The following is a 19,979-nucleotide window of genomic DNA, read 5'->3' as shown; positions in this document are numbered from 1 at the left end:
TTGCGCTTCGATTTAAAGGCGCTGCCGTCTTGCTGTGGGATGTGTGCTGTTAGGCTAGTTCTCCCAGCTAAATCCGTTGCTCTGCTTTCACCACACCTTAATTGTTTTCCTTTTCCATGGGACGTACACCTGTGAATCACCCCTACCAACCTCGGCAGCACACCCGTTCTGAATGGCCAAATTGGGGGCCAAAGTCGCTAGTTGAAGAACGCGACGCCTGCGGCGTAGGCTTTTTAGCCGACCGCCAGAATCGCGCCAGCCACGATCTGGTAGCTAAGGCCCTAGCAGCCCTCGACTGCATGGAGCACCGGGGGGGCTGCTGCGCCGACCAGGATTCTGGTGACGGGGCAGGAGTAATGACGGCCATTCCGTGGTCGGTGTTAAACCGCTGGGCAGAGGAGCAGGGATATGGGGCGCTGGAGAGCGATCGCACTGGTGTGGCGATGATCTTTCTACCCAACCACAGTGAGACGGCGGCCTTTGTGCGCGACACCTTTAATCAGGTAGTCAATGACGAAGGGCTGAGCGTGGTGGGATGGCGTCCTGTGCCTGTACGTCCTGACGTGCTGGGTCCTTTGGCGAAGCAGTACCAACCTCGCATTGAGCAGCTGGTGATCGCCTCAGCGACAGAGACCGGCGAAGACTTGGAGCGTCGGCTTTACCTGGTGCGTCGTCAGGTGCTGCATTTGGTCGCCAAGGCGGCCGCCAATTCTGAGGAGCAGGCGGCCTCTGTAGCCGATCTAAAGGAGTTCTACGTGTGCTCCTGCTCCTGCCGCACGATTGTCTACAAGGGTATGGTGCGCTCGGCGGTGCTGACAGCCTTCTACGATGACCTCCGCAATCCCGACTACATCAGCTCGTTTGCTGTGTACCACCGTCGGTTCAGCACCAATACGATGCCCAAGTGGCCCCTGGCCCACCCCATGCGGCTGCTGGGTCACAACGGCGAAATCAATACCTTGGTGGGCAACATCAACTGGATGGTGGCGCGCCAGACCGATCTTCACCATCCGGTGTGGAGCGATCGCGTCGAGCTACTCAAGCCCATCGTCAACGCCGAAAACAGCGACTCCGCTAACCTCGACAACGTCATGGAGCTGCTGGTGCGATCGGGCCGTTCTCCCCAGGAAGCCCTGATGATGATGGTGCCCGAGGCCTACAACAACCAGCCCGAGCTAGACGCTTATCCCGAAATCACCGATTTCTACGAGTACTACAGCGGTCTGCAAGAACCCTGGGATGGCCCAGCGCTGATCGTCTTTAGCGATGGCACCCAGGTGGGAGCCACCCTCGATCGCAACGGCCTACGCCCAGCCCGCTACATAGTCACCAAAGACGATCTACTAATGGTGTCGTCGGAAGCAGGGGTGCTCGATGTGGCCCCCGAAGACATTTTAGAGAAGGGTCGTCTAGGCCCTGGCCAGATGATTGCGGTCGATCTACAGAGTCAGGAAATTCTCAAAAACTGGGCTATTAAACAGCGGGTTGCCACTCGGCATCCCTACGGCCAGTGGCTCAGGGGCAACCGAGCCGAGATCCAGCCCCAGCTATTTACGGAGGCGACCCTCTACCCCGCCGCCGACCTGCTGCCCCAGCAAAGCGCCTTTGGCTACACCGTCGAAGACGTAGACATGATCATTCAAGACATGGCGGCCCAGGGTAAAGAGCCCACCTATTGTATGGGCGACGACACGCCGCACGCGGTGCTGTCCGAGAAGCCCCACCTGCTCTATGACTACTTTAAGCAGCGCTTTGCCCAGGTGACCAACCCGGCCATTGACCCCCTACGCGAGCGGTTGGTGATGTCGCTGGCCACTCAGCTTGGCGCCCAGGGCAACCTGCTGGATGAACAGCCCAAGTACGCCCACCTGCTCAAGCTAGAAAGCCCGGTGATCAATGAAGTAGAGCTAGAGCACATCCATGGGTCGGGCTTTGCCACCGCCACCCTGTCAACCCTGTATGCCACTGAAGATGGCCCTACGGGTTTGGCAAAAGCTGTGGCAGCGTTGTGCGATCGCGCCGACGCAGCCGTTAAGGCCGGTAAAACCATTTTGGTGCTGAGCGATCGCGTTGACATTCAGGGAAACCCTACCCCACTAAGCGCCGACATTAGCTATATCCCCCCCTTGCTGGCGGTGGGCGCGGTGCATCACCATTTGATTCGCGACGGGCTGCGCATGCGCGCCTCCTTGGTGGTCGATACGGCCCAGTGCTGGAGCACCCACCACTTTGCTTGCCTAATTGGCTATGGGGCCAGCGCTGTGTGCCCCTACCTAGCGCTGGAGTCGGTGCGCCACTGGTGGGCTGACAGCCGCACCCAAAAGCTGATGGAAACGGGCAAGCTGCCGGTGTCTACCCTCAACGGGGCTCAAGACAACTATCGCAAGGCCGTGGATGCTGGCCTGCTGAAAATTCTCTCAAAGATGGGCATCTCGCTGATTACCAGCTACCGGGGGGCGCAGATTTTTGAAGCCATCGGCATCGGCCCCGACCTGCTGGATCTGGCCTTCCGGGGCACCACTTCTCGGCTGGGCGGGCTCTCCATAGTAGATCTGGCCCAAGAAACGATTCAATTCCACCAGCGAGCGTTTCCTGAGCTATCGGCCAAACGCCTGCAAAACATGGGCTTCGTGCAGTCGCGGCCTAGCGGGGAATATCACATGAACAACCCCGCCATGTCGAAGCTGCTGCACAAAGCGGTGGCCGATCGCCAGTACGACCACTACGAGCTGTACCGCGCCCAGCTCGAAAATCGCCCTCTCAGTGCCCTGCGTGATTTGCTGATTTTTGAGAGCGATCGCCAGCCCATCGCCATCGATCAGGTGGAGTCGGCCGAGGCAATTATGCGCCGCTTCTGCACCGGAGGCATGTCGCTGGGGGCGCTATCGCGCGAGGCCCACGAGGTGTTGGCGGTGGCCATGAACCGCATTGGCGGCAAGTCAAACTCTGGCGAAGGGGGCGAAGACCCAGTGCGCTTCAAGGTGCTCTCCGATGTGGATGCTGAGGGCAAGTCTCCCACCTTTCCCCACCTGCGGGGTCTGAAAAACGGCGACACAGCCAGTTCCGCCATTAAACAGGTGGCCTCAGGACGGTTTGGGGTCACCCCTGAATACCTGATGCACGCCGATCAAATTGAGATCAAGCTGGCCCAGGGGGCCAAACCCGGTGAGGGCGGTCAACTACCCGGCAAAAAGGTAAGCCCCTACATCGCTATGCTGCGCCGCTCAAAGCCTGGAGTAGCGCTGATCTCACCGCCCCCCCACCACGACATCTACTCCATTGAAGACCTGGCTCAGCTGATTTTTGACCTGCACCAGATCAACCCCAAGGCCGGAGTATCGGTGAAGCTGGTATCTGAAGTGGGCATTGGCACCATCGCCGCCGGAGTTGCTAAGGCCAATGCCGATGTGATTCAGGTGTCGGGCCATGACGGAGGCACCGGGGCATCGCCCTTGAGTTCCATCAAGCACGCCGGCGTGCCCTGGGAGCTGGGCCTCACCGAGGTGCACAAGGTGCTGATGGACAACGAGCTGCGCGATCGCGTCACCCTGCGGGTTGATGGCGGCCTAAAAACCGGCTGGGATGTCGTCATGGGTGCCCTAATGGGTGCTGAAGAGTTTGGCTTTGGCTCCATCGCCATGATTGCCGAGGGCTGCATTATGGCTCGGGTCTGCCACACCAACAACTGTCCGGTGGGGGTCGCCACCCAAAAAGAAGAGTTGCGCCAGCGGTTTACTGGCGTGCCCGAGCACGTAGTGAATTTCTTCTTCTACATTGCCGAAGAGGTGCGATCGCTGCTGGCCCGCCTGGGCTACAGCTCCCTGATCGACATTGTGGGCCGGGCTGATCTGCTTAGACCTCGTACTGATGTCTCCTTGGTTAAGACCAAGGCCCTCGATCTAACTACTCTGATGGATCTGCCCGATGGGCGGGGCGATCGCACCTGGCTGAACCACCAAGCCGTTCACAGCAACGGCCCTGTACTCGACGACGACATGCTGGCCGACGCTGATATTCAGCACGCCATTCACAACCAGGGCACGGTGACCAAAACCTATAGTGTGGTCACCACCGATCGCACAATTGGGGCTCGGGTTGCCGGGGCGATCGCCGAAAAGTACGGCAACAGTGGGTTTGAAGGGCAGCTTAATCTGAACTTTGAGGGCAGTGCCGGTCAGAGTTTTGGAGCATTTAATCTACCGGGCATGACCCTAACCCTAGTGGGCGAGTCTAACGACTACGTTGGCAAGGGTATGCACGGCGGCGAGATTGTGATCAAGCCCCCCGCTGGCATTACCTACGATCCATCGACCAACGTGATTGTTGGCAACACCTGTCTGTACGGAGCCACCGGCGGTACTCTCTATGCCTTGGGCACCGCTGGCGAACGCTTTGCCGTGCGCAATTCCAAAGGGCAAGCGGTGATTGAGGGCGCTGGGGATCACTGCTGTGAATACATGACCGGTGGTGTAGTTGTCGTGTTAGGGCCGGTGGGCCGTAACGTGGGGGCTGGCATGACCGGCGGCCTAGCCTACTTTCTAGATGAAACCGGCGGTTTTCCGGTGCGGGTCAATCCCGAGATTGTCAAAGTTCAGCGGGTCATTACCCCCGCTGGGGAAGCCCAGCTCAAAGCGCTGATTGAGGCCCACCTAGCTCATACTGGCAGCCCCAAGGCCAAGGCGGTTCTGGCCAACTGGAACGACTACTTGCCTCAGTTCTGGCAAGTAGTGCCGCCCTCTGAAGCCGACACTCCAGAGGCTAACCCTGATACTGCTGGGGCAGAGAAGGTACTGAGTTCCAGCCAGTCGTAGGGCAATTAGGGAAACGATGGCCGGTGGCTGCCTCTGACTATCGTTTCCCTCTCAAGCAATGTCGCTCACCACTTTTCCCAAGCCCCATCAAAATAGGGGCCTGCCCTGGTATCCCTTTGTGTTACAGTAAATCTCTAGTTTTGGCATGTCGTAAGTTGACGAATGCCGGTGCGGGCAGATCGTCCGGCTTGAGATTTTTATGGGCCTTAGGGGTCTACTTAAGCCTGAGATCGGGGTTATATCCCTGCTGTAGGTGCCGTGTCCTTGTTTACTGATCTCGTCTGCCCTGTTGTCTGAGGTTATTGAATGTCTAAGCGTCGCAACCCGAAAAAAGAAAAAGCTCTTCGCAACCAGGCCTATGCCCGCAAATTCCGCAAAAAGCGGGCGGGTAATCAGCGCTTCTTCCGCCGCAACAATACCGGCGCAACGGATGAGGACAACACCGAAGATAAAGAGAATAGCGAATACTCCAACAACAACGCTTAGACCAGCGCTATTTCAGGGCTGTGGCGATCAGCTGAGCGGCTTGGCGACCTGAGGCGATCGCGCCTTCGACATTCCCTCCACTGCACCAGTCGCCACAACCCGCTAGAGTTGGCACTGATGGAGAATATAGAACGGGAGAGCTTAGGGGCTGTCGCACAAAACCGTAGCGCCAGCGGTGAACCTGGATCCAAGTTGGAGAGCTGAGCCAAGACGCCAAACTCTCTGCTGCCGCAGCTAGTAGTTCGTGGCCAGCGGGCTCTAGATCGGAGCGATCGATGTTGCTGGCCGCGAAGGCCGCACTGCTGTGTATAACCACCACCGGCTCTTGCGAGTCGGTGCGCTTGCTGCTGTCTAATCCGGCCCAACGTAGTACCGATTGTCTGTTGCCAACTGCCATCCAGCCACCCCGAGAGGTTTGAGCCGGAAGGCTGACAGATTGATCAGGGCTGTATCCAGCCATTACCGTAATGACGGCGTCAAACTCTACGTTCTGAAGCTGGTGCATGAGTTTGGCCAAGCCTTCGTTCTGGGGCGCAGCCCGATCTACCAAAACGGCGGCTTGTGGGGCAGGAATAGCTATAATCACAGCCTTAGCTTCTATCGAGATAGGTTGTTCTTGGCGATCGCCACTCAAAATTTCTCCTTCAATTCGCCAGCCCTGGGACAGCGGAGTTAGCGCTGTAGCGCGCCAGTGGCGGTGAATAGCCAGCCCTGAAGTCAGAGTCTTGGCGACAGCGCTCATGCCCTGAGGGGCTACATAAAATGTCTCCGTCGGCATGGCCTTGAGGGCACCGGCGACCTCTAGAGTAAACGTCTCTGGCTCCCAGGGCTGTAGAATACCAGTCTCCAAAAACGCAGGCAGACAACTGAGCGTGGGGTCAGAAAAAGGCTGTAGATACCGACACCCATGATCGATAGCCGTAAGACCACGGCGACGAGTGGCTAAGCGCCCCCCAAGCCCGCGAGACTTATCGAGCACTATTACCTGGTGGCCAACTTGCTGAAGCTGACGAGCTGCCGTCAGCCCGCTCATACCCGCTCCAATGACCACTACATCTTCCATACCCATTTCTTCCAAATTTTGGTGTGTAGCCGTTGCTCAACATCCTATCTTGGGGAATTGTGTAAAAATGTAAGACAGTTTTTAAATATGGTGATGCCCAGTGGATGAGCTGCGGTCTGCCCTGGAGCTAGCAACAGATGAAGAACTGGAGGCCCTAACAGAAATGCTGTTTAGGCCTCGCTTCAACCCGCTAGATTATCTGCAAAAAGCTGATCCACTGACGGTGCAGAGCGGCACACGGCAGCAGTGGCTCGATCGCCTAGAGCAACGCTTTCGGTTTTTGGCAGCAGATGGGCTAACGGTGATCAACGGCCAGAGCCAACGAGTCAGCTATCGTCAGGCGCTGATTCAGATTTGCCATTACCTTAAGGTGCCTTACCTGGCCGCTTGGTCTACCGACGATTTAGAAGCAGAGGTGTTTTTGCACCTGCTGCGCAGCAACCTAAAGAAGCTGCCAAAAGCAGAGCGCGATCGCCTTCAGCAGTCGGTTCAAAAGTCTCTACAGGAATCAGCCCAATTTCAAGCCTTGCCCCTGGCCCTGCAAGCCAACCCCCTCAGTCTATTGGCCAAGGGCAGCAGTGCCGTGGCAATTAGCACGGTCCTACAGCCCTGGCTGCTTCAGCACATTGCTCAGCAGATGGCCTTCCACATGGCCCGCTACGAAATCAGCCGACAGGCCGTAATTAAAGGGGGTGGCACGATGTTGACCCAAGTACACCGGCAGGTTGCTCTCCGCATGGCCTCCCGAGGGGTAGCCACTAACGCCGCTCGTTACGGCGCTACTCGAGCCGTGTTTTCGGTGCTAGGACCCACGCTGTGGGGCTGGTTTTTAGCTGATTTGGGCTGGCGCGCGATCGCAACCAATCACGGTCGGGTCATTCCTGTCGTATTTACCCTGGCTCAAATTCGCCTAACTCGCTCCTTTGACGATTGGGACTTAGCTCCGGGATAGGAGCAAACAGCCTATACCCCTGCTAACTGCTCTGCCAGTGGGATGCCATGCCTGACGCAAACCCAAGACCTAAAACCCATTACGATCAATTAGGGGTTAAGCCTACTGCTAGCCCCCAGCAAATTCGGCGTGCCTTTCGTGACCTCAGCAAGCTCTACCACCCCGACACCACCGATTTGCCCGCTACCGAAGCAACTGAAAAATTTCAACAGCTCAACGAAGCCTACGCCATTCTCAGCAGCCCCGATCGACGTTGGACTTACGACCAGAAAGTAGGCTACTCTCGCATATCAGTCATGCAGCCTTTGGAGCCACTAAGTCGTCCAGCATCCCCCCAGCGACGAGAGCCTGCCAACATGTATCTCGACCCTACCGATCGCCCCCTATCAGCTGGAGAAATTTTTGCCCTATTTATTTTAGGGCTTACCTTTGTAGCTTGCCTGGCCTTAGTGGTGACCGTCAGCCTGACCCGAGGCAACTATACCGCCAATCTAGAGACATTACCTGCGCAGACCAGCCCTGACATTGAAGTGACTCTAGACCAACAACTAGAGCCAAAACCGTCAGCAGGGGATACCTCTCTAAGGGCACCTTCTTTACCGGAAGCGCTGCCTAGTCCAAAATTTCTAACATCTGCACCACCCACTTGGCTGTAGTTACGTATTGCTATTCACTCTTTATTTCTGTAACTCACGGCTATGGCACTTCCCTCCGCAACCACACCTCTCTATAATTACCCGCTGCCCGACATCGAAGCTTGGCTACGACAGCGGGGCTGTACCCAAGACAGCGATGCTCTTCACTGTTGGCACGTGATTCGTCCCCGATGGGAAGCTGAGATTCTACTTGAAACCGACTGCATTGTGGTGCGCTATATCAGCGCCGGGTCAGATAACAAAGACATTCAGCGCGTGTTTAAGTACTCTCTAAGCCGACAAGATTTAGAAGAAGCTATTTTCTCCGGCCCCTAGGGCTAAGTTTGCTTCTCAGCATGACAGCCTTCAATTAATTACTGTTAGCCTGTTTCGCCTAGTCAGGGTCAATTCTATGGGTTGTTTGCAAAGAGTTCTGCCGTAGCGTTAGACATCTGCCGATATCTTTGCCCTCTTGGAAAAAGGGAGTTGAGGCCAGTTCAAAACCCTTTTTCACGGAAATTTAGAAGGGATCTCTAACCTTTGCTACAAAAGCAAAGATGCCTTGCGAACAAAGCGGCTGGATCAGGTATGAGTCAAAAACTTAACGTCTCTTGTCAAGATGAGCAGCCATAAGGCCTCTGGTTTAGTTGCGCTCACGCCTCTACCCAGATTCACGTCTAAATTCAGCAACACCCAATATTTCTCTAAAAATGTAAAAAATTTAGGCAGTCAGGCGAAGCGGTGTGTAAAGCAGCTAATTGCTTCACACACCGCTTCGTTAACAATGCGGATGAAAGGACTTGAACCTTCACGTCCGAAGACACTAGAACCTAAATCTAGCGCGTCTACCAATTCCGCCACATCCGCGTTCGGTGATTTAGCATAGCAAACAACGGTCGGCTGTGGGAAGCTCTCAACCCGTTCTTTTTAAATTAAATGCTTTGGCTCAGGCCGAGATGTACGAGTTGAGCTGGCTCACCAGTTCCGGAGGAAGATTGCTGGGACGGTAACCAGCACCTAGTGCCTGCCAGCGCTGAAATACACTGCGGTGAAGAACTGCATCTGGAGGAATGCTACGGCGCTGGAGACCTGTCAGTCGAAACAGCCAAGAGATAGGTTCTCGGGGTACTAAAGCCGTTGGGTCTGGACGAATGGTGGGTGCCTGAATCGGGTTTGAAGAGGTTGGAGCACGTTGCAGTGGGTTTAAGTCAAACTTTAGGCCTAGGTCAAGAGTGGTTTGTATGGTGTCAATCATCCACAGCAGCGCACCATCTGCGAGGGGTAAGGATGCAAACTCGCCGCCGCCAACGGCACCATGGTCGCCCGGGAACCAAACTTGTTGAAGGGTTTGCCCCGCATCAATGTTCTTCTGGCTTTGCTGCATGGGGGTAAAGTCAAAAACTTTGCGCATTTCATCGATCGCAACCGCATGGAGGGCGTGATCGATGATGTTGCTGAGCTGGTGGTCGTGGAATTCATACTTCTTGTTGAGCAGCTGGCTGAGCAGTGGAATAGTGCGTGGCACACCAAGAGCACCTACTGTCTCCCAGCAACCCAGCACAGTGACTCTAGCAGAGCGCACGCTAGTGCTAAGGGACTGCATAGCCTTCTTTTTGCGCTCTAGCTCGCGGCGGTTAAAGTCACCTTTGCTGATGTGGCGTTTGTCAATGTAGCGGCCTTGACTGCGGTAGATGTCGTAAACAGCTGGCACCTTAAGCACTTCGGCACGGGGCAACAAGCCCCCAGCAATGCGCATGAGCCCGGCTAGGCTGCGCACGGTATAGGCTCCACGGCTGAAGCCGAACAGGTAGATTTCGTCGCCGTCGTCGTAGTTGAGGCAGAGAAAGCGGTAGGCAGCCTGGATGTTTTCGTCAATGCCCCAACCAAAGGCTCCACCAGCCAGGCGATTGATCAGCTTGCCACCAGAACCAATGCCAGGGCTGTATTCCAGCAGCTGGGGCTGCTGCAAGTTTTTATCGTTGGTTTGAATAATTTGGGCTAGCTTAACCACATTGGTAGGAAACCTTTGGCTAGCTTTTTGCCACGTGCCGTCGCAGCAAATCACAAGACATTTCATGGCAGTTCCTCTGAAGCAGATTTAGGACAATCCGGATCTTGATGGCTTTTGGTCTACAAACGCATTGCCATCAAAAGTAAGGTTCTGTTGAGAACTGGCAACAACAGCCCCATCCTGCGCTAGCCACACCCCTTAAAGGAACGGCGGTGCTGGGGCGTGGGTCCTAGTGTTTGCAGGGCTAGGCGATGGGCAGCACTGCCGTAACCTTTGTTGCGAGCCAGGTGGTAACCGGGATAGCGACGGTCAAGGCGCACAATGAGGCGATCGCGCCATACTTTGGCCAAGATGCTGGCGGCGGCAATCTCGGTGTGGATGCGATCGCCCTGCACCACCGCTCGCTGGGGCAAGTGCAAGTGAGGAATGAGCTGGTTACCGTCAACTAGGCAGAGATCCGGCGAAGTGGACAGGCGATGCAGCGCTCGTTTCATCGCCAAAAGACTGGCATAGAGAATATTAAGGCGCTCAATATCGTGGATAGTGGCTAAGCCCAGGCCATAGTCTGTGGACAACCGTTGAATGGGCTCTATCAGGCTTTCGCGACGGGCTTCGCTCAAGCGCTTGCTATCGGTCACCCCTAGCGACTGAAGCTGCCAACAAGCTTGGGGCGACAGCACAACCGCCGCCGCTACCACTGGCCCAAATAGACACCCTCGCCCCACCTCATCGACCCCAGCTATCCTAGCTGCCCGGTGATACTCACGAACTTCAGAGGTCAAAACCTACTCGTCACCACCGTCGCCAGCGGAGGAGGAACGACGGCGGCGGCGACGGCGCACGCTGCTAGACGGTTCTTCTGGCTCGGCTTCGGGAGTGACCTCTATAGGGCTCAGTTCAACGGCAGGGGCGGGTTCGATCGCGGGTTCTGGAATTGAGGCGATCGGTTCTGGAGTTGAGGTGATCGTTTCAGGAGGAGTGACATCAGCTTCCTGGGCTTGGGCGCGGGCCGAGCGCGTGCGCACAGTGCGGCTAGGAGACGGCTTGGGCGCTGCGGGCGCTGGTTCAGTCATATCCACCAGCGGCACTTCAACGGCAGCCTCTGCTGGAGTTTCCATCGGGGTCAGGGAGACAATCTCGGGCGGAGCCTGCCCTGGCAACACCACCGATACCATCACGTTGCGAGGATCAGCTACCTCTTGGGTCGACAGCACCATGGGTGAAATTCCCATCATGGCGTAGATGCGCTGCTCATCGGGGGTCATTTCGACGGTTACCACCTGGGCAGGCACAACGGATTTCCGATTCCGAGCCGGCTCGCTTTGTGAATCGGTTCGTCCCCCAGTTCGGCCGCGCCCGCGAGGCGCAGCCTTGTCGTCTTCAGCCTTAGGAGATACCAGCGGTGTCAGCGACTCAATCGGCTCTTTAAGGTCAACTGGGTCCGGCCCACTGTCTTTCACCACAGGCGCTTCTTTGCCGTTGCTTCGGGTCGGCAGCGGGTCGCGACGACGACGGCGACGGTTGTTGCCGCGGCCCGATTTATCTTGATAGCTAGGGTGATTGCCCAAATCCAGCTCTTGCAGGTCAGGACGACTATCAAAGTCGCCCGGATCACTGAGGGGAATTGGCGCTATCTGAGGAGCTGGACTGGGCCCAGAAACCAGGGCACGAGGGGCAAATTCATTGTTATTGTCTATAGGCACCTCACCGGGCAAATGCACCAGATGGCCTAAACCACCGCAGGTCGGACAAGGACGCCCAAACAGTTCGTAAATGTTTTGACCCTGGCGTTTACGGGTCAGCTCTACTAGACCTAGTTCAGACAGCTGAGAGATCTGGGGCCGAGCTTTATCAGAACGCAGGGCTTTGGTGAAATGTTCAAGGACTTGCAGCTTGTCACGCCGCGTGTCCATATCGATGAAGTCAACGACAATCACCCCGGCAATGTTGCGCAGGCGCAGCTGACGAGCAATCTCAGCGGCGGCTTCGCAGTTGGTCCATAGCACGGTTTCGCGAGCCGTGGCAGAGCGCGTAAAGGAGCCAGAGTTGACGTCGATCACCGTCAGCGCTTCGGTGCGCTCAATGATGATGTAGCCACCGGAGGGCAAGTCTACCCTCGGCTTTAGAGCCTCGCGAATAGCGGCATTGACTCGAAAATACTCCAGAATGGGAATGCGCTCGCGGTGGTGATCGATCAGCACCCCGGCGGGCACTTGGCCATCGCTCCAGTTGGCCAGGTGTTGCTTCACCCGCTTCATGCCGGTGCTGGAATCGGTCACAATGCGGTTAACTTCGGCGTTGTAGGCGTCGCGCAGCACCCGCTGAATAAAGTCGTCGTCGCGATTAAGCAGGGCCGGGGGGCGAGTGCTCAAGGCCTGCTGCTGAATGCTTTCCCACTGCTTTTGCAGAGTTTCTAAATCTTCAATGATGGCATTTTCGCTAATGCCCTCGGCTTCGGTACGCACCAGCAGCCCCATGCCCGCCGGTTTAATTAGAATGGCAAGAGCCCGCAGGCGGTTGCGCTCGCTCTCGCTGCGAATGCGCCGTGACAGGTTGACCCCCCGACCTGAGGGCATCAGGACCAGATAACGCCCAGGCAAACTAATGTTGCCAGTCAGACGAGGCCCTTTGTTGCCAGTGGGCTCTTTCATAATCTGCACCAGCACTTTTTGCTGGGGCACAACCAATTCAGTAATGGAGCCAGCGCTGCGCTTCAGCTTTAAAGGACCCAGGTCCGTGACGTGCATAAAGCCGTTACGCTCGCTGTCGCCAATATTGACGAAGGCAGCATCGATGCCAGGCAGCACGTTTTCTACTGTGCCCAAGTAAATATCGCTAACTTGATGGCTACCGGTGGCCACAATTAGCTCTTGAATCTGATCTTCAGAAAAAACCGCAGCGATCCGGTTTTGCTCAGCAATAACAATCTGCTTCGGCATCCAAATTCCTCATACGACGCTCACCAGGGCGAATAAAGTTTGCTTTTCCCGCCCTGAGTGGGTGATTTGGCCATTCACCAGCCACGTCAACACCGCTACCGAGCGATCGGAAAACTCGTTTGCAAAGGTCTTGCAATAGAATCCACTGCGACACCGCAATGAATTCTGCTTCCTAAGGGCATGCACAGATCCCCTAACTCGCTGGGCGACTCTGAGAATTCTTGTTCGTACTGGATCTCGTTTGCGCTAGATCTGCTTGGGATAAACCGCACAAGCTGAACAAAAACTCGGACAGAAGCACTTAGCGCTAAGGTTGTGTAGCTGCTTAAGACACTTGCTATGCACCTTTGCTCAGGTACATTAGCTCCTGCTGAGTGCATTATAGCGCCAAGCAGCAGCAGCAACATAATATTGCCTGTCTTGCTACCACAGGTGGAGCAAATTCGCACTTGTAATCTTGAGTTACGTGGCTTGCACCACTGAGCCGCAATAAAAAGGGCGGGGCGATCGCAGGTACTGATTGTGCCTGCGATCGCCCCGCCCTCTGATCACGAAATTGGCTAGGAAGCCGAAGCCGCTGTGGTCCGAGTCCGGGTACGGCGCTCAGTGACTACGCTTTGAGGCGCGGGCTGAGGTTCGGCCTCAATCTTAGGTGGCGATTTTTTCTGAGCCTTGGGCTCAGCCTTGGGTTTGGGGTCAGCTTGGGTTTGAGGCTGAGGCTGAGGCTGAGCCACAGTCGCCACGCCAGATCCCTGGATCAGCAGGATCAGCATGGGGTCGCGCTTGTCGAACTCACGCCGCACCAAGCGACGGAGGTCTTGGTCGAGGGCAGCTTTGAGCGCATCCAGGTCAAGGGCAGACTTGCCATTGCCGTTAGACACTACTAGCTCTGCGCCACGGTTTGAAAGCACCTGAGTGATTACCTGCTTCACCTGACCCTGGAAGCGCTCTTGGGAAATTGACTGAGCCACCCCACGAATTTGCACGGTGGGGTCGGCTACCAGTTTGCCGTTGCTGCCAACGGTAGCCGCAATTGTAACCAGGCCATCTTCGGCCAGTTGCTGCCGCTCCTTGAGCACGTCGCGGCCCACCACCCCAACGCGGGAGGCATCGACCAGCTCAATGCCCGAGGGTACTTGACCCGCAATGCGAATGCCAGCGGGATTCACCTCAACAATGTCGCCGTTGTTGATAATCACCATATTTTCGGCGGGTACACCCATGCTTTGGGCGGTTTCAGAGTGCTTCACCAGCATGCGGTGCTCACCGTGAACAGGCAGAAAATATTTGGGCCGGGTGAGGGCTAGCATCAGCTTTTGGTCTTCCTGGGCACCGTGACCCGAGACGTGAATGCCTTTGTCTTTGCCATAGACCACGGTGGCCCCGCGCATCATCAGCTTGTCGATGGTGTTGACTACCGAAATGGTGTTGCCGGGAATGGGGTTGGCGGAGAACACGACAGTATCGCCGGGCTTGATCTTGATCTGTCGGTGGGAGTCTTCAGCGATGCGGGTGAGGGCTGCCAGCGGCTCACCCTGGGAACCGGTTGTGAGAATCAACACGTTCTCATCGGCGGTGTGGCCCAGGGATTTGAGGGGCAAAAACAGGCTTTCAGGGCACTTGATGTAGCCCAGGTCGCGGGCATGGGCGATCACATTGAGCATCGAGCGGCCCACCACAAACACCTTGCGGTTGTGCTTTTGTGCCAGCTCCAAAATCATGTTGACTCGGTGGACTGACGATGAGAAGGTCGTCACCATCAGGCGTCCCTGAGCCTTGCCAAACTCGCGGTCAAGATTGGGGAAAACCGATCGCTCTGAGGGAGTATGGCCCGGCACCTCAGAGTTAGTGGAGTCACTCACTAGGCACAGTACGCCCTTTTCGCCGGCCTCTGCCAGCTTTTGGATGTCGAAGGTTTCGCCATCGACAGGGGTGTGGTCAAACTTAAAGTCGCCCGTATGGATGACAATGCCCACAGGGGTGTGGATGATCACCGAGCAGCTGTCGGCAATGGAGTGGGTGTTGCGGATGTACTCCACAAGAAAAGAGTTGCCCACTCGCACGGTTTCGCGAGGGCGCACGGGGCGTAACTCAGTGCGATCGCTCATCCCGGCCTCTTCCAGCTTGCCCTCTAAAAGTGCCATCGCCAGACGAGGGCCGTAGATTACTGGAATGTCAAACTGCTTGAGGTGAAAGGCAATGCCACCAATGTGGTCTTCGTGACCGTGGGTGACAATCATGCCCTTAATCTTGTGGCGATTTTCCCGCAGGTAAGTAACATCGGGCAGCACAATATTGACCCCATGCATACCGTCGGTGGGGAAGGCTAGCCCTGCGTCGAGCAACATGATTTCGTCATTAATCTCGAAAACGCAGGTATTCTTGCCGATCTCGTGCAGCCCTCCCAGCGGGATGATTTTCAGGGCAGTATTGGCAGATTTTGAAGTCATAAACAATCTCGTCAGTAAACAATTGAGATGGAAAAATTGAACAGTTACACAAAGAATTGACGGCACCTAGAGCCTGACCGCATCGGCATTTTCGATCTGCGCCATACCTGAACGGATACAGCCGCTTGTCGAAATGCACGGGGCTAGACGCTAGCGGCCGGTAGCAGACGCTATAGAGATTGAAGCCCATGTCGATGTCGCAACATCGAGAGGTAGAACAGCCAGGGCTATAGACAGTACGGATAGAGCCATAAATACGGTTCACACAGAGATAAAGGATAAACAGACTATTCAGTTGTTAGAAAACTAAAGCAGTAATCAGCTTCTGCCAAAGAGGCAAGCCGAAACCGGTTTGGAGATAGCCGTATAGGACCAAATACAGAAGCTCAAAGCCCAACGTCAGGCCCACTGGTCTATGCTTTGGTGGCTAAAACACCCTGGTCAGAGAGCTGCTGGAGCACCTCTGCGATCGCAACACACACAGATTCATCGGGCATGCACAGGGGCGATCGCACTGCCCCTACTGGCCATCCCTGCTGCGCTAGAGCCACTTTGAGGGGCACCGGGTTTGTGGTGACAAACAAAACCTTGAACAAAGGCAACAGCTGCAAATGTATTTTTGTGGCCAACCGGGTCTCTCCGGCTTCGTAGGCCTGCACCATGGCTTGAATCTGAGGGCCAACTAGGTGACTGGCTACGCTCACCACTCCACAACCGCCGACCGAGAGCACCGGCAGAGTCAATGAGTCATCCCCAGAGTAGATGCCAAACTCAGCGGGAGTATAATAACGAACTTGACTGGCCTGGTCTAAACTTCCACTAGCCTCCTTAATAGCTACTATATTCGATATTTCTGCCAGGCGGGCAGTAGTTTCAATTGCCAGCGCACAACCCGTACGTCCCGGAATGTTGTACAGCATGATGGGCAGGTCGGGCACCGCTGCCGCAATCTGGCTAAAGTGCTGGTAAAGCCCCTGTTGGGAGGGCTTGTTGTAGTAGGGCACCACCTGCAAAGACCCATCTAGCCCTAGGTCACAGGCATGGCGGGTAGCCTCAATGGCCTCAGAGGTTGAGTTAGACCCAGTACCCGCGATCACCTTAGCACGGCCAGCCACCGCTTCGCGCACCGTCTTGTAGAGCTGATACTCTTCTTGCCAGCTCAGGGTAGGCGACTCACCCGTAGTGCCACACACTACCAGCCCGTCACTGCCGTTGTTTACCAAGTAGTCGGCCAGGCGCTCAGCCACGGCGTAGTCAACGGAGCCATCTTCAGAAAATGGCGTCACCATTGCCGTTAGCACTCTGCCAAAATACGTCACCCGAAATGCCTTAAATCCTAAGTTTAATGACCCTGAGATTATACCAAGTTCACCCCTGACGGGTCGGTCCTAGGGAAGATTGTAGGCTAGAAACCCCGCAGGTTCGGCGAACCATGGCGGTGATTGAATGACGATCGCATCCCAGAGAATGGGTTTACCCAACAGCTCCACCGATGTGAGCACCATCCGCCCTACCGCTGCTACTCCTTACTGATCCTTGCCAATGAGTGCAATCCGCACCCACTTTAAGATCGCCCTAGCCTCAAGCATTATCCAAAACTTTTTGGCTTCGCTGAGCGCTACCTTAATGACTGGCTCCAACAGCTTGGGGAACTTGCAGCAGTTCAGCAATCTGCACCGCGTTTAGGGCTGCCCCTTTGCGAATTTGATCGCCGCTGAGCCAGAGTTCTAGGGCGTTGGCATTAGAAATGTCCTGACGGATACGGCCTACCAGCACATCATCTTGGCCGCTGGCCTCCATAGGCATGGGAAAGTAGTTCCGCGCCCAATCTTCAACCACTTTAACTCCGGGAGCCTTGGCCAGTAACGCCTTAGCTTCCTGGGGCGAGAATGGTGCCGCAAACTCAATATTAACCGCTTCGGAGTGGGCCCGCAGTACGGGAACCCTTACACAGGTGGCCGAGATTCTCAGACTGTCAGCCCCAAAAATCTTGCGGGTCTCGTTCACCATCTTCATTTCTTCTTGGCAATATCCCTGCTCGTTGAGGGGCGAGTTGTGGGGAAACAGGTTAAACGCCAGGGGATAGGGGAATGCCTCGGCCACCGGCTCTTCCCCAGCCAAAATGGCGCGGGCCTGCTGCTTCACCTCTTCCATCGCCCGCGCTCCGGCCCCACTGGCTGACTGGTAAGTAGCAACGACCAAGCGCTGCACGGGCTGTACCTGGTGTAGCGGCCATACGGCTAGGGCCATGAGAATGGTGGTGCAGTTGGGGTTAGCGATAATGCCTTGATGGGTTCGGGCCGCCTCAGGATTCACTTCAGGCACCACCAGGGGTACGGAGGGATCCATTCGGTAGGCGCTGGAATTGTCGATGCACACGGCACCCGCCGCCACTGCTTTGGGCAACCATTCCTCAGATACTGAGCCGCCTGCCGATGCCAGCACCAGATCAATGCCGTCAAAAGAGCTATCGCTCAGCGCTTGAACAGGAATCTCTTCGCCCTTAAAGGTCAACGTGGTGCCTGCCGATCGGGGAGACGCCAACAGCGTCAGGTCTTTAAGGGGAAACGATCGCTCATCCAGCAGCGCCAGCAACTCTGCCCCCACGGCCCCGGTGGCCCCCATAATCGCAACTCTCAGCCCGTTCGCCACAGCGCTACCTCAACCTACTCACAGAACGCATTGCATCAGCCGATACTAACATTTGCCTTCGCCTACTAATAGCACCACTGCTGACCAGACAGTCCTCCGAAATATTAAGGACACACCGAACATACCAAGCTAGTTATTGAGGGGTCAACGCTCTCAGGCTAAGGCCTAGGAGACTCAGAATTGTGGACTAAAGCCAAGGAATGGCTGCCAGGCTGTGGCGATAGAGTATGCTTATTAATTGCGCCAAAAGTTCCTTACTGGTTTGGAGCGCGCGCAGCCGCCGTCTAGTTAGCAAAAAGACCCCATGAAAGTTACTCAGGAAGTACTGCCCGACAGCCAGGTGGGACTAGAGATCGAGATTCCCGCTGATCTGTCTCAAAAGACCTACGATCAGGTGCTGAATAAGATGATGCGGACGGTCAATGTACCGGGTTTTCGCAAGGGCAAAGTGCCTCGGCAGGTCTTTTTGCAGCGTATTGGGGTGTCTCAGTTTAAGGCAGCCGTCATTGAAGAACTGGTGCAAAACGCCGTCGAAAAAGCTATTAAGCAAGAAGAAATCGACGCGATCGGCAACTACCAGCTCAAAAGCTCCTTCGAAGAGCTGATTGGTCAGTACGAACCCGGTCAGCCCATTACTGTTCAGGCCTCTGTAGACGTTCCCCCCCGAGTTACCCTCAAGACCTACAAAGGGTTATCCGTACAGGCCGAAGAAATTCTTCCTGACCCCGAGCGGGTCGATAGCACCCTAGCTCAGTACCAAAACAATTTGGCTACCCTAGTGCCCATTGAAGATCGTCCTGCTCAGGCTGGCGATGTAGCGGTGATTGACTTTGTCGGCAAAGTTCAGACCGAAAGTGGTGAGTTCGAAGAGTTCCAGGGCGGTTCTGGCACCGACTTCCAGGTAGAGCTAGAGGAAGGGCGGTTCATTCCCGGTTTTGTGGAAGGCATCATCGGCATGGCCCTAGAAGAGGCTAAAGATGTCGAGATTCCTTTCCCCGACGACTACTCTCAAGCCGATCTAGCGGGTAAGCCAGCGGTCTTCTCTATCACCCTGAAGGAAATTAAAGAGAAGGAACTGCCTGAGCTAGACGATGACTTTGCTCAAGAAGTCAGCGAATTTGAGACCATCGAAGCCCTACGCACGTCGCTGACCGAGCGCTACCAGGAAGAAGCCGACGACAAAACCAAGGCCAACAAAGATGCGGCTCTAGTCGAAGCATTAGTAGAGCACCTAGAGGCCGAAATCCCTAACACGTTGGTGCAAAAAGAGGTGGACTTTTTGCTCACCCAAACCATCATGCAGCTCAGCCGCCAGGGCATTGATGTCAACAAAATGCTGACCCGCGAGCTGGTTGACGGCATGCGCCAGCGCACCCGTCCGGAGGCGATCGATCGCCTGCATCGCACCTTGGCCCTGGGCGAAGTGGCTAAGCAGGAGGGCATTAAGATTGAAGAAGCGGCCCTGCAAGAAAAGATTAAGGAGGCCATGGCCGAGGTTGAAGATCCCAGCCAGGTCGACCCCGATCGCCTCAAACAGGTGCTAACCGAAGAGCTGCTTCAGGAAAAAATTCTGGCCTGGCTTGAGGAAGCTAACACCGTTGAGCTAGTACCTGAAGGTACCCTGCAAAAGGCGGCGATCGCCGATGAGGCCGATGCCATTGAAGCCGCAGTCGAGGCTGACGCCTCTGGTGATGACGCCATTGAGGTTGAGGCAACTGAGGTTGAGGCCGACGATGCCGCAGCAGCTGAAGCCGATGTGGCCAAGGCCAGCAAGGCTAAGAACAGCTAGCACCGTTTGCGCTTGCCTATAGATTTCGGCAAGCCATCGGTTAGCCCACCCCGTGAACCTAATTTTTTGGGGCATAATGTCGGGTAGGCTAACCGATGGCTTGTTAGTCTGAACATCTAGCTCAGTGTCTGGTGCCCCCAGCACTCTGACCGTAACGCAATATTCTTAAGCCCTTGAAATCTCGCGCAAAC

At 55.8% G+C, this 19,979-nt stretch carries 13 protein-coding genes and 1 tRNA gene; 6 read left to right on the top strand and 8 right to left on the bottom strand.

What is annotated here, in order from left to right; genetic code table 11:
- Window positions 1-131: 131 nt before the first annotated feature.
- Complete coding sequence (gene gltB, locus H6F57_RS20970) at window positions 132-4,811, top strand: glutamate synthase large subunit (protein ID WP_313933608.1); 4,680 nt, start codon at window positions 132-134, stop codon at window positions 4,809-4,811.
- A gap of 306 nt (window positions 4,812-5,117) precedes the next feature.
- Window positions 5,118-5,297, top strand: a complete 180-nt coding sequence (locus tag H6F57_RS20965; protein ID WP_190628250.1) for a hypothetical protein — start codon at window positions 5,118-5,120, stop codon at window positions 5,295-5,297.
- 7 nt (window positions 5,298-5,304) lie between these two features.
- Here H6F57_RS20965 and H6F57_RS20960 read toward each other — a convergent pair whose 3' ends face one another.
- Window positions 5,305-6,375: an FAD-dependent oxidoreductase gene (locus tag H6F57_RS20960; protein WP_277873727.1), complete on the bottom strand. Its 1,071-nt coding sequence runs from the start codon at window positions 6,373-6,375 to the stop codon at window positions 5,305-5,307.
- Between the two features lie 85 nt (window positions 6,376-6,460).
- Here H6F57_RS20960 and H6F57_RS20955 point away from each other — a divergent pair, with 85 nt between their 5' ends.
- The 3 genes from H6F57_RS20955 to H6F57_RS20945 are packed head-to-tail and all read left to right on the top strand — an operon-like array spanning window position 6,461 to window position 8,283.
- Window positions 6,461-7,312, top strand: a complete 852-nt coding sequence (locus tag H6F57_RS20955) for a hypothetical protein (protein ID WP_190628245.1) — start codon at window positions 6,461-6,463, stop codon at window positions 7,310-7,312.
- 47 nt (window positions 7,313-7,359) lie between these two features.
- Window positions 7,360-7,968, top strand: coding sequence for a J domain-containing protein (locus H6F57_RS20950; protein ID WP_190628242.1), 609 nt, complete (start codon window positions 7,360-7,362; stop codon window positions 7,966-7,968).
- Between the two features lie 42 nt (window positions 7,969-8,010).
- The gene (locus H6F57_RS20945; RefSeq protein WP_190628240.1) at window positions 8,011-8,283 is read left to right on the top strand and encodes a DUF3143 domain-containing protein; all 273 of its coding nucleotides are present in this window, start codon (window positions 8,011-8,013) and stop codon (window positions 8,281-8,283) included.
- Window positions 8,284-8,732: 449 nt separating this feature from the next.
- Here H6F57_RS20945 and H6F57_RS20940 read toward each other — a convergent pair.
- The 7 genes from H6F57_RS20940 to H6F57_RS20910 form a co-directional block, all read right to left on the bottom strand.
- Window positions 8,733-8,814: transfer RNA gene (locus tag H6F57_RS20940), tRNA-Leu, on the bottom strand.
- Between the two features lie 79 nt (window positions 8,815-8,893).
- On the bottom strand, window positions 8,894-10,024 hold the full coding sequence (locus H6F57_RS20935) for a DUF2235 domain-containing protein (RefSeq protein WP_190628237.1): 1,131 nt from the start codon (window positions 10,022-10,024) through the stop codon (window positions 8,894-8,896).
- 119 nt (window positions 10,025-10,143) lie between these two features.
- A complete protein-coding gene (locus H6F57_RS20930; protein ID WP_190628235.1) occupies window positions 10,144-10,740 on the bottom strand; it encodes a ribonuclease HII in 597 nt (198 codons plus the stop codon).
- A 3-nt stretch (window positions 10,741-10,743) separates the two neighbouring features.
- Complete coding sequence (locus H6F57_RS20925) at window positions 10,744-12,897, bottom strand: Rne/Rng family ribonuclease (RefSeq protein ID WP_190628233.1); 2,154 nt, start codon at window positions 12,895-12,897, stop codon at window positions 10,744-10,746.
- A gap of 560 nt (window positions 12,898-13,457) precedes the next feature.
- A complete protein-coding gene (locus H6F57_RS20920) occupies window positions 13,458-15,347 on the bottom strand; it encodes a ribonuclease J (protein WP_190628231.1) in 1,890 nt (629 codons plus the stop codon).
- Window positions 15,348-15,760: 413 nt separating this feature from the next.
- Window positions 15,761-16,666 (bottom strand): 4-hydroxy-tetrahydrodipicolinate synthase, encoded by a 906-nt coding sequence (dapA, locus tag H6F57_RS20915; protein WP_190628229.1) that lies wholly within the window; start codon window positions 16,664-16,666, stop codon window positions 15,761-15,763.
- A 304-nt stretch (window positions 16,667-16,970) separates the two neighbouring features.
- Window positions 16,971-17,999 carry an aspartate-semialdehyde dehydrogenase gene (locus H6F57_RS20910; protein WP_190628227.1) on the bottom strand — a complete coding sequence of 343 codons (1,029 nt, stop codon included), beginning with the start codon at window positions 17,997-17,999 and terminating at the stop codon, window positions 16,971-16,973.
- Between the two features lie 304 nt (window positions 18,000-18,303).
- Here H6F57_RS20910 and tig point away from each other — a divergent pair, with 304 nt between their 5' ends.
- Window positions 18,304-19,788, top strand: a complete 1,485-nt coding sequence (gene tig / locus H6F57_RS20905) for a trigger factor (RefSeq protein ID WP_190628225.1) — start codon at window positions 18,304-18,306, stop codon at window positions 19,786-19,788.
- Window positions 19,789-19,979 lie beyond the last annotated feature (191 nt).

This window comes from Leptolyngbya sp. FACHB-60 (assembly GCF_014695775.1).
Lineage (GTDB): Bacteria > Cyanobacteriota > Cyanobacteriia > Phormidesmidales > Phormidesmidaceae > Nodosilinea.
The sequence above is the reverse complement of the archived record's forward strand: the minus strand, read 5'-3'. Positions and strand labels throughout refer to the sequence as shown.

Bases quoted from the DNA above. Each gene is read 5' to 3' on its own strand.
- H6F57_RS20945 (WP_190628240.1), top strand. From the start codon at position 8,011: ATGGCACTTCCCTCCGCAACCACACCTCTCTATAATTACCCGCTGCCC.
- H6F57_RS20935 (WP_190628237.1), bottom strand. From the start codon at position 10,024: ATGAAATGTCTTGTGATTTGCTGCGACGGCACGTGGCAAAAAGCTAGC.
- H6F57_RS20925 (WP_190628233.1), bottom strand. From the start codon at position 12,897: ATGCCGAAGCAGATTGTTATTGCTGAGCAAAACCGGATCGCTGCGGTT.
- H6F57_RS20950 (WP_190628242.1), top strand. From the start codon at position 7,360: ATGCCTGACGCAAACCCAAGACCTAAAACCCATTACGATCAATTAGGG.
- tig (WP_190628225.1), top strand. From the start codon at position 18,304: ATGAAAGTTACTCAGGAAGTACTGCCCGACAGCCAGGTGGGACTAGAG.
- H6F57_RS20920 (WP_190628231.1), bottom strand. From the start codon at position 15,347: ATGACTTCAAAATCTGCCAATACTGCCCTGAAAATCATCCCGCTGGGA.
- H6F57_RS20965 (WP_190628250.1), top strand. From the start codon at position 5,118: ATGTCTAAGCGTCGCAACCCGAAAAAAGAAAAAGCTCTTCGCAACCAG.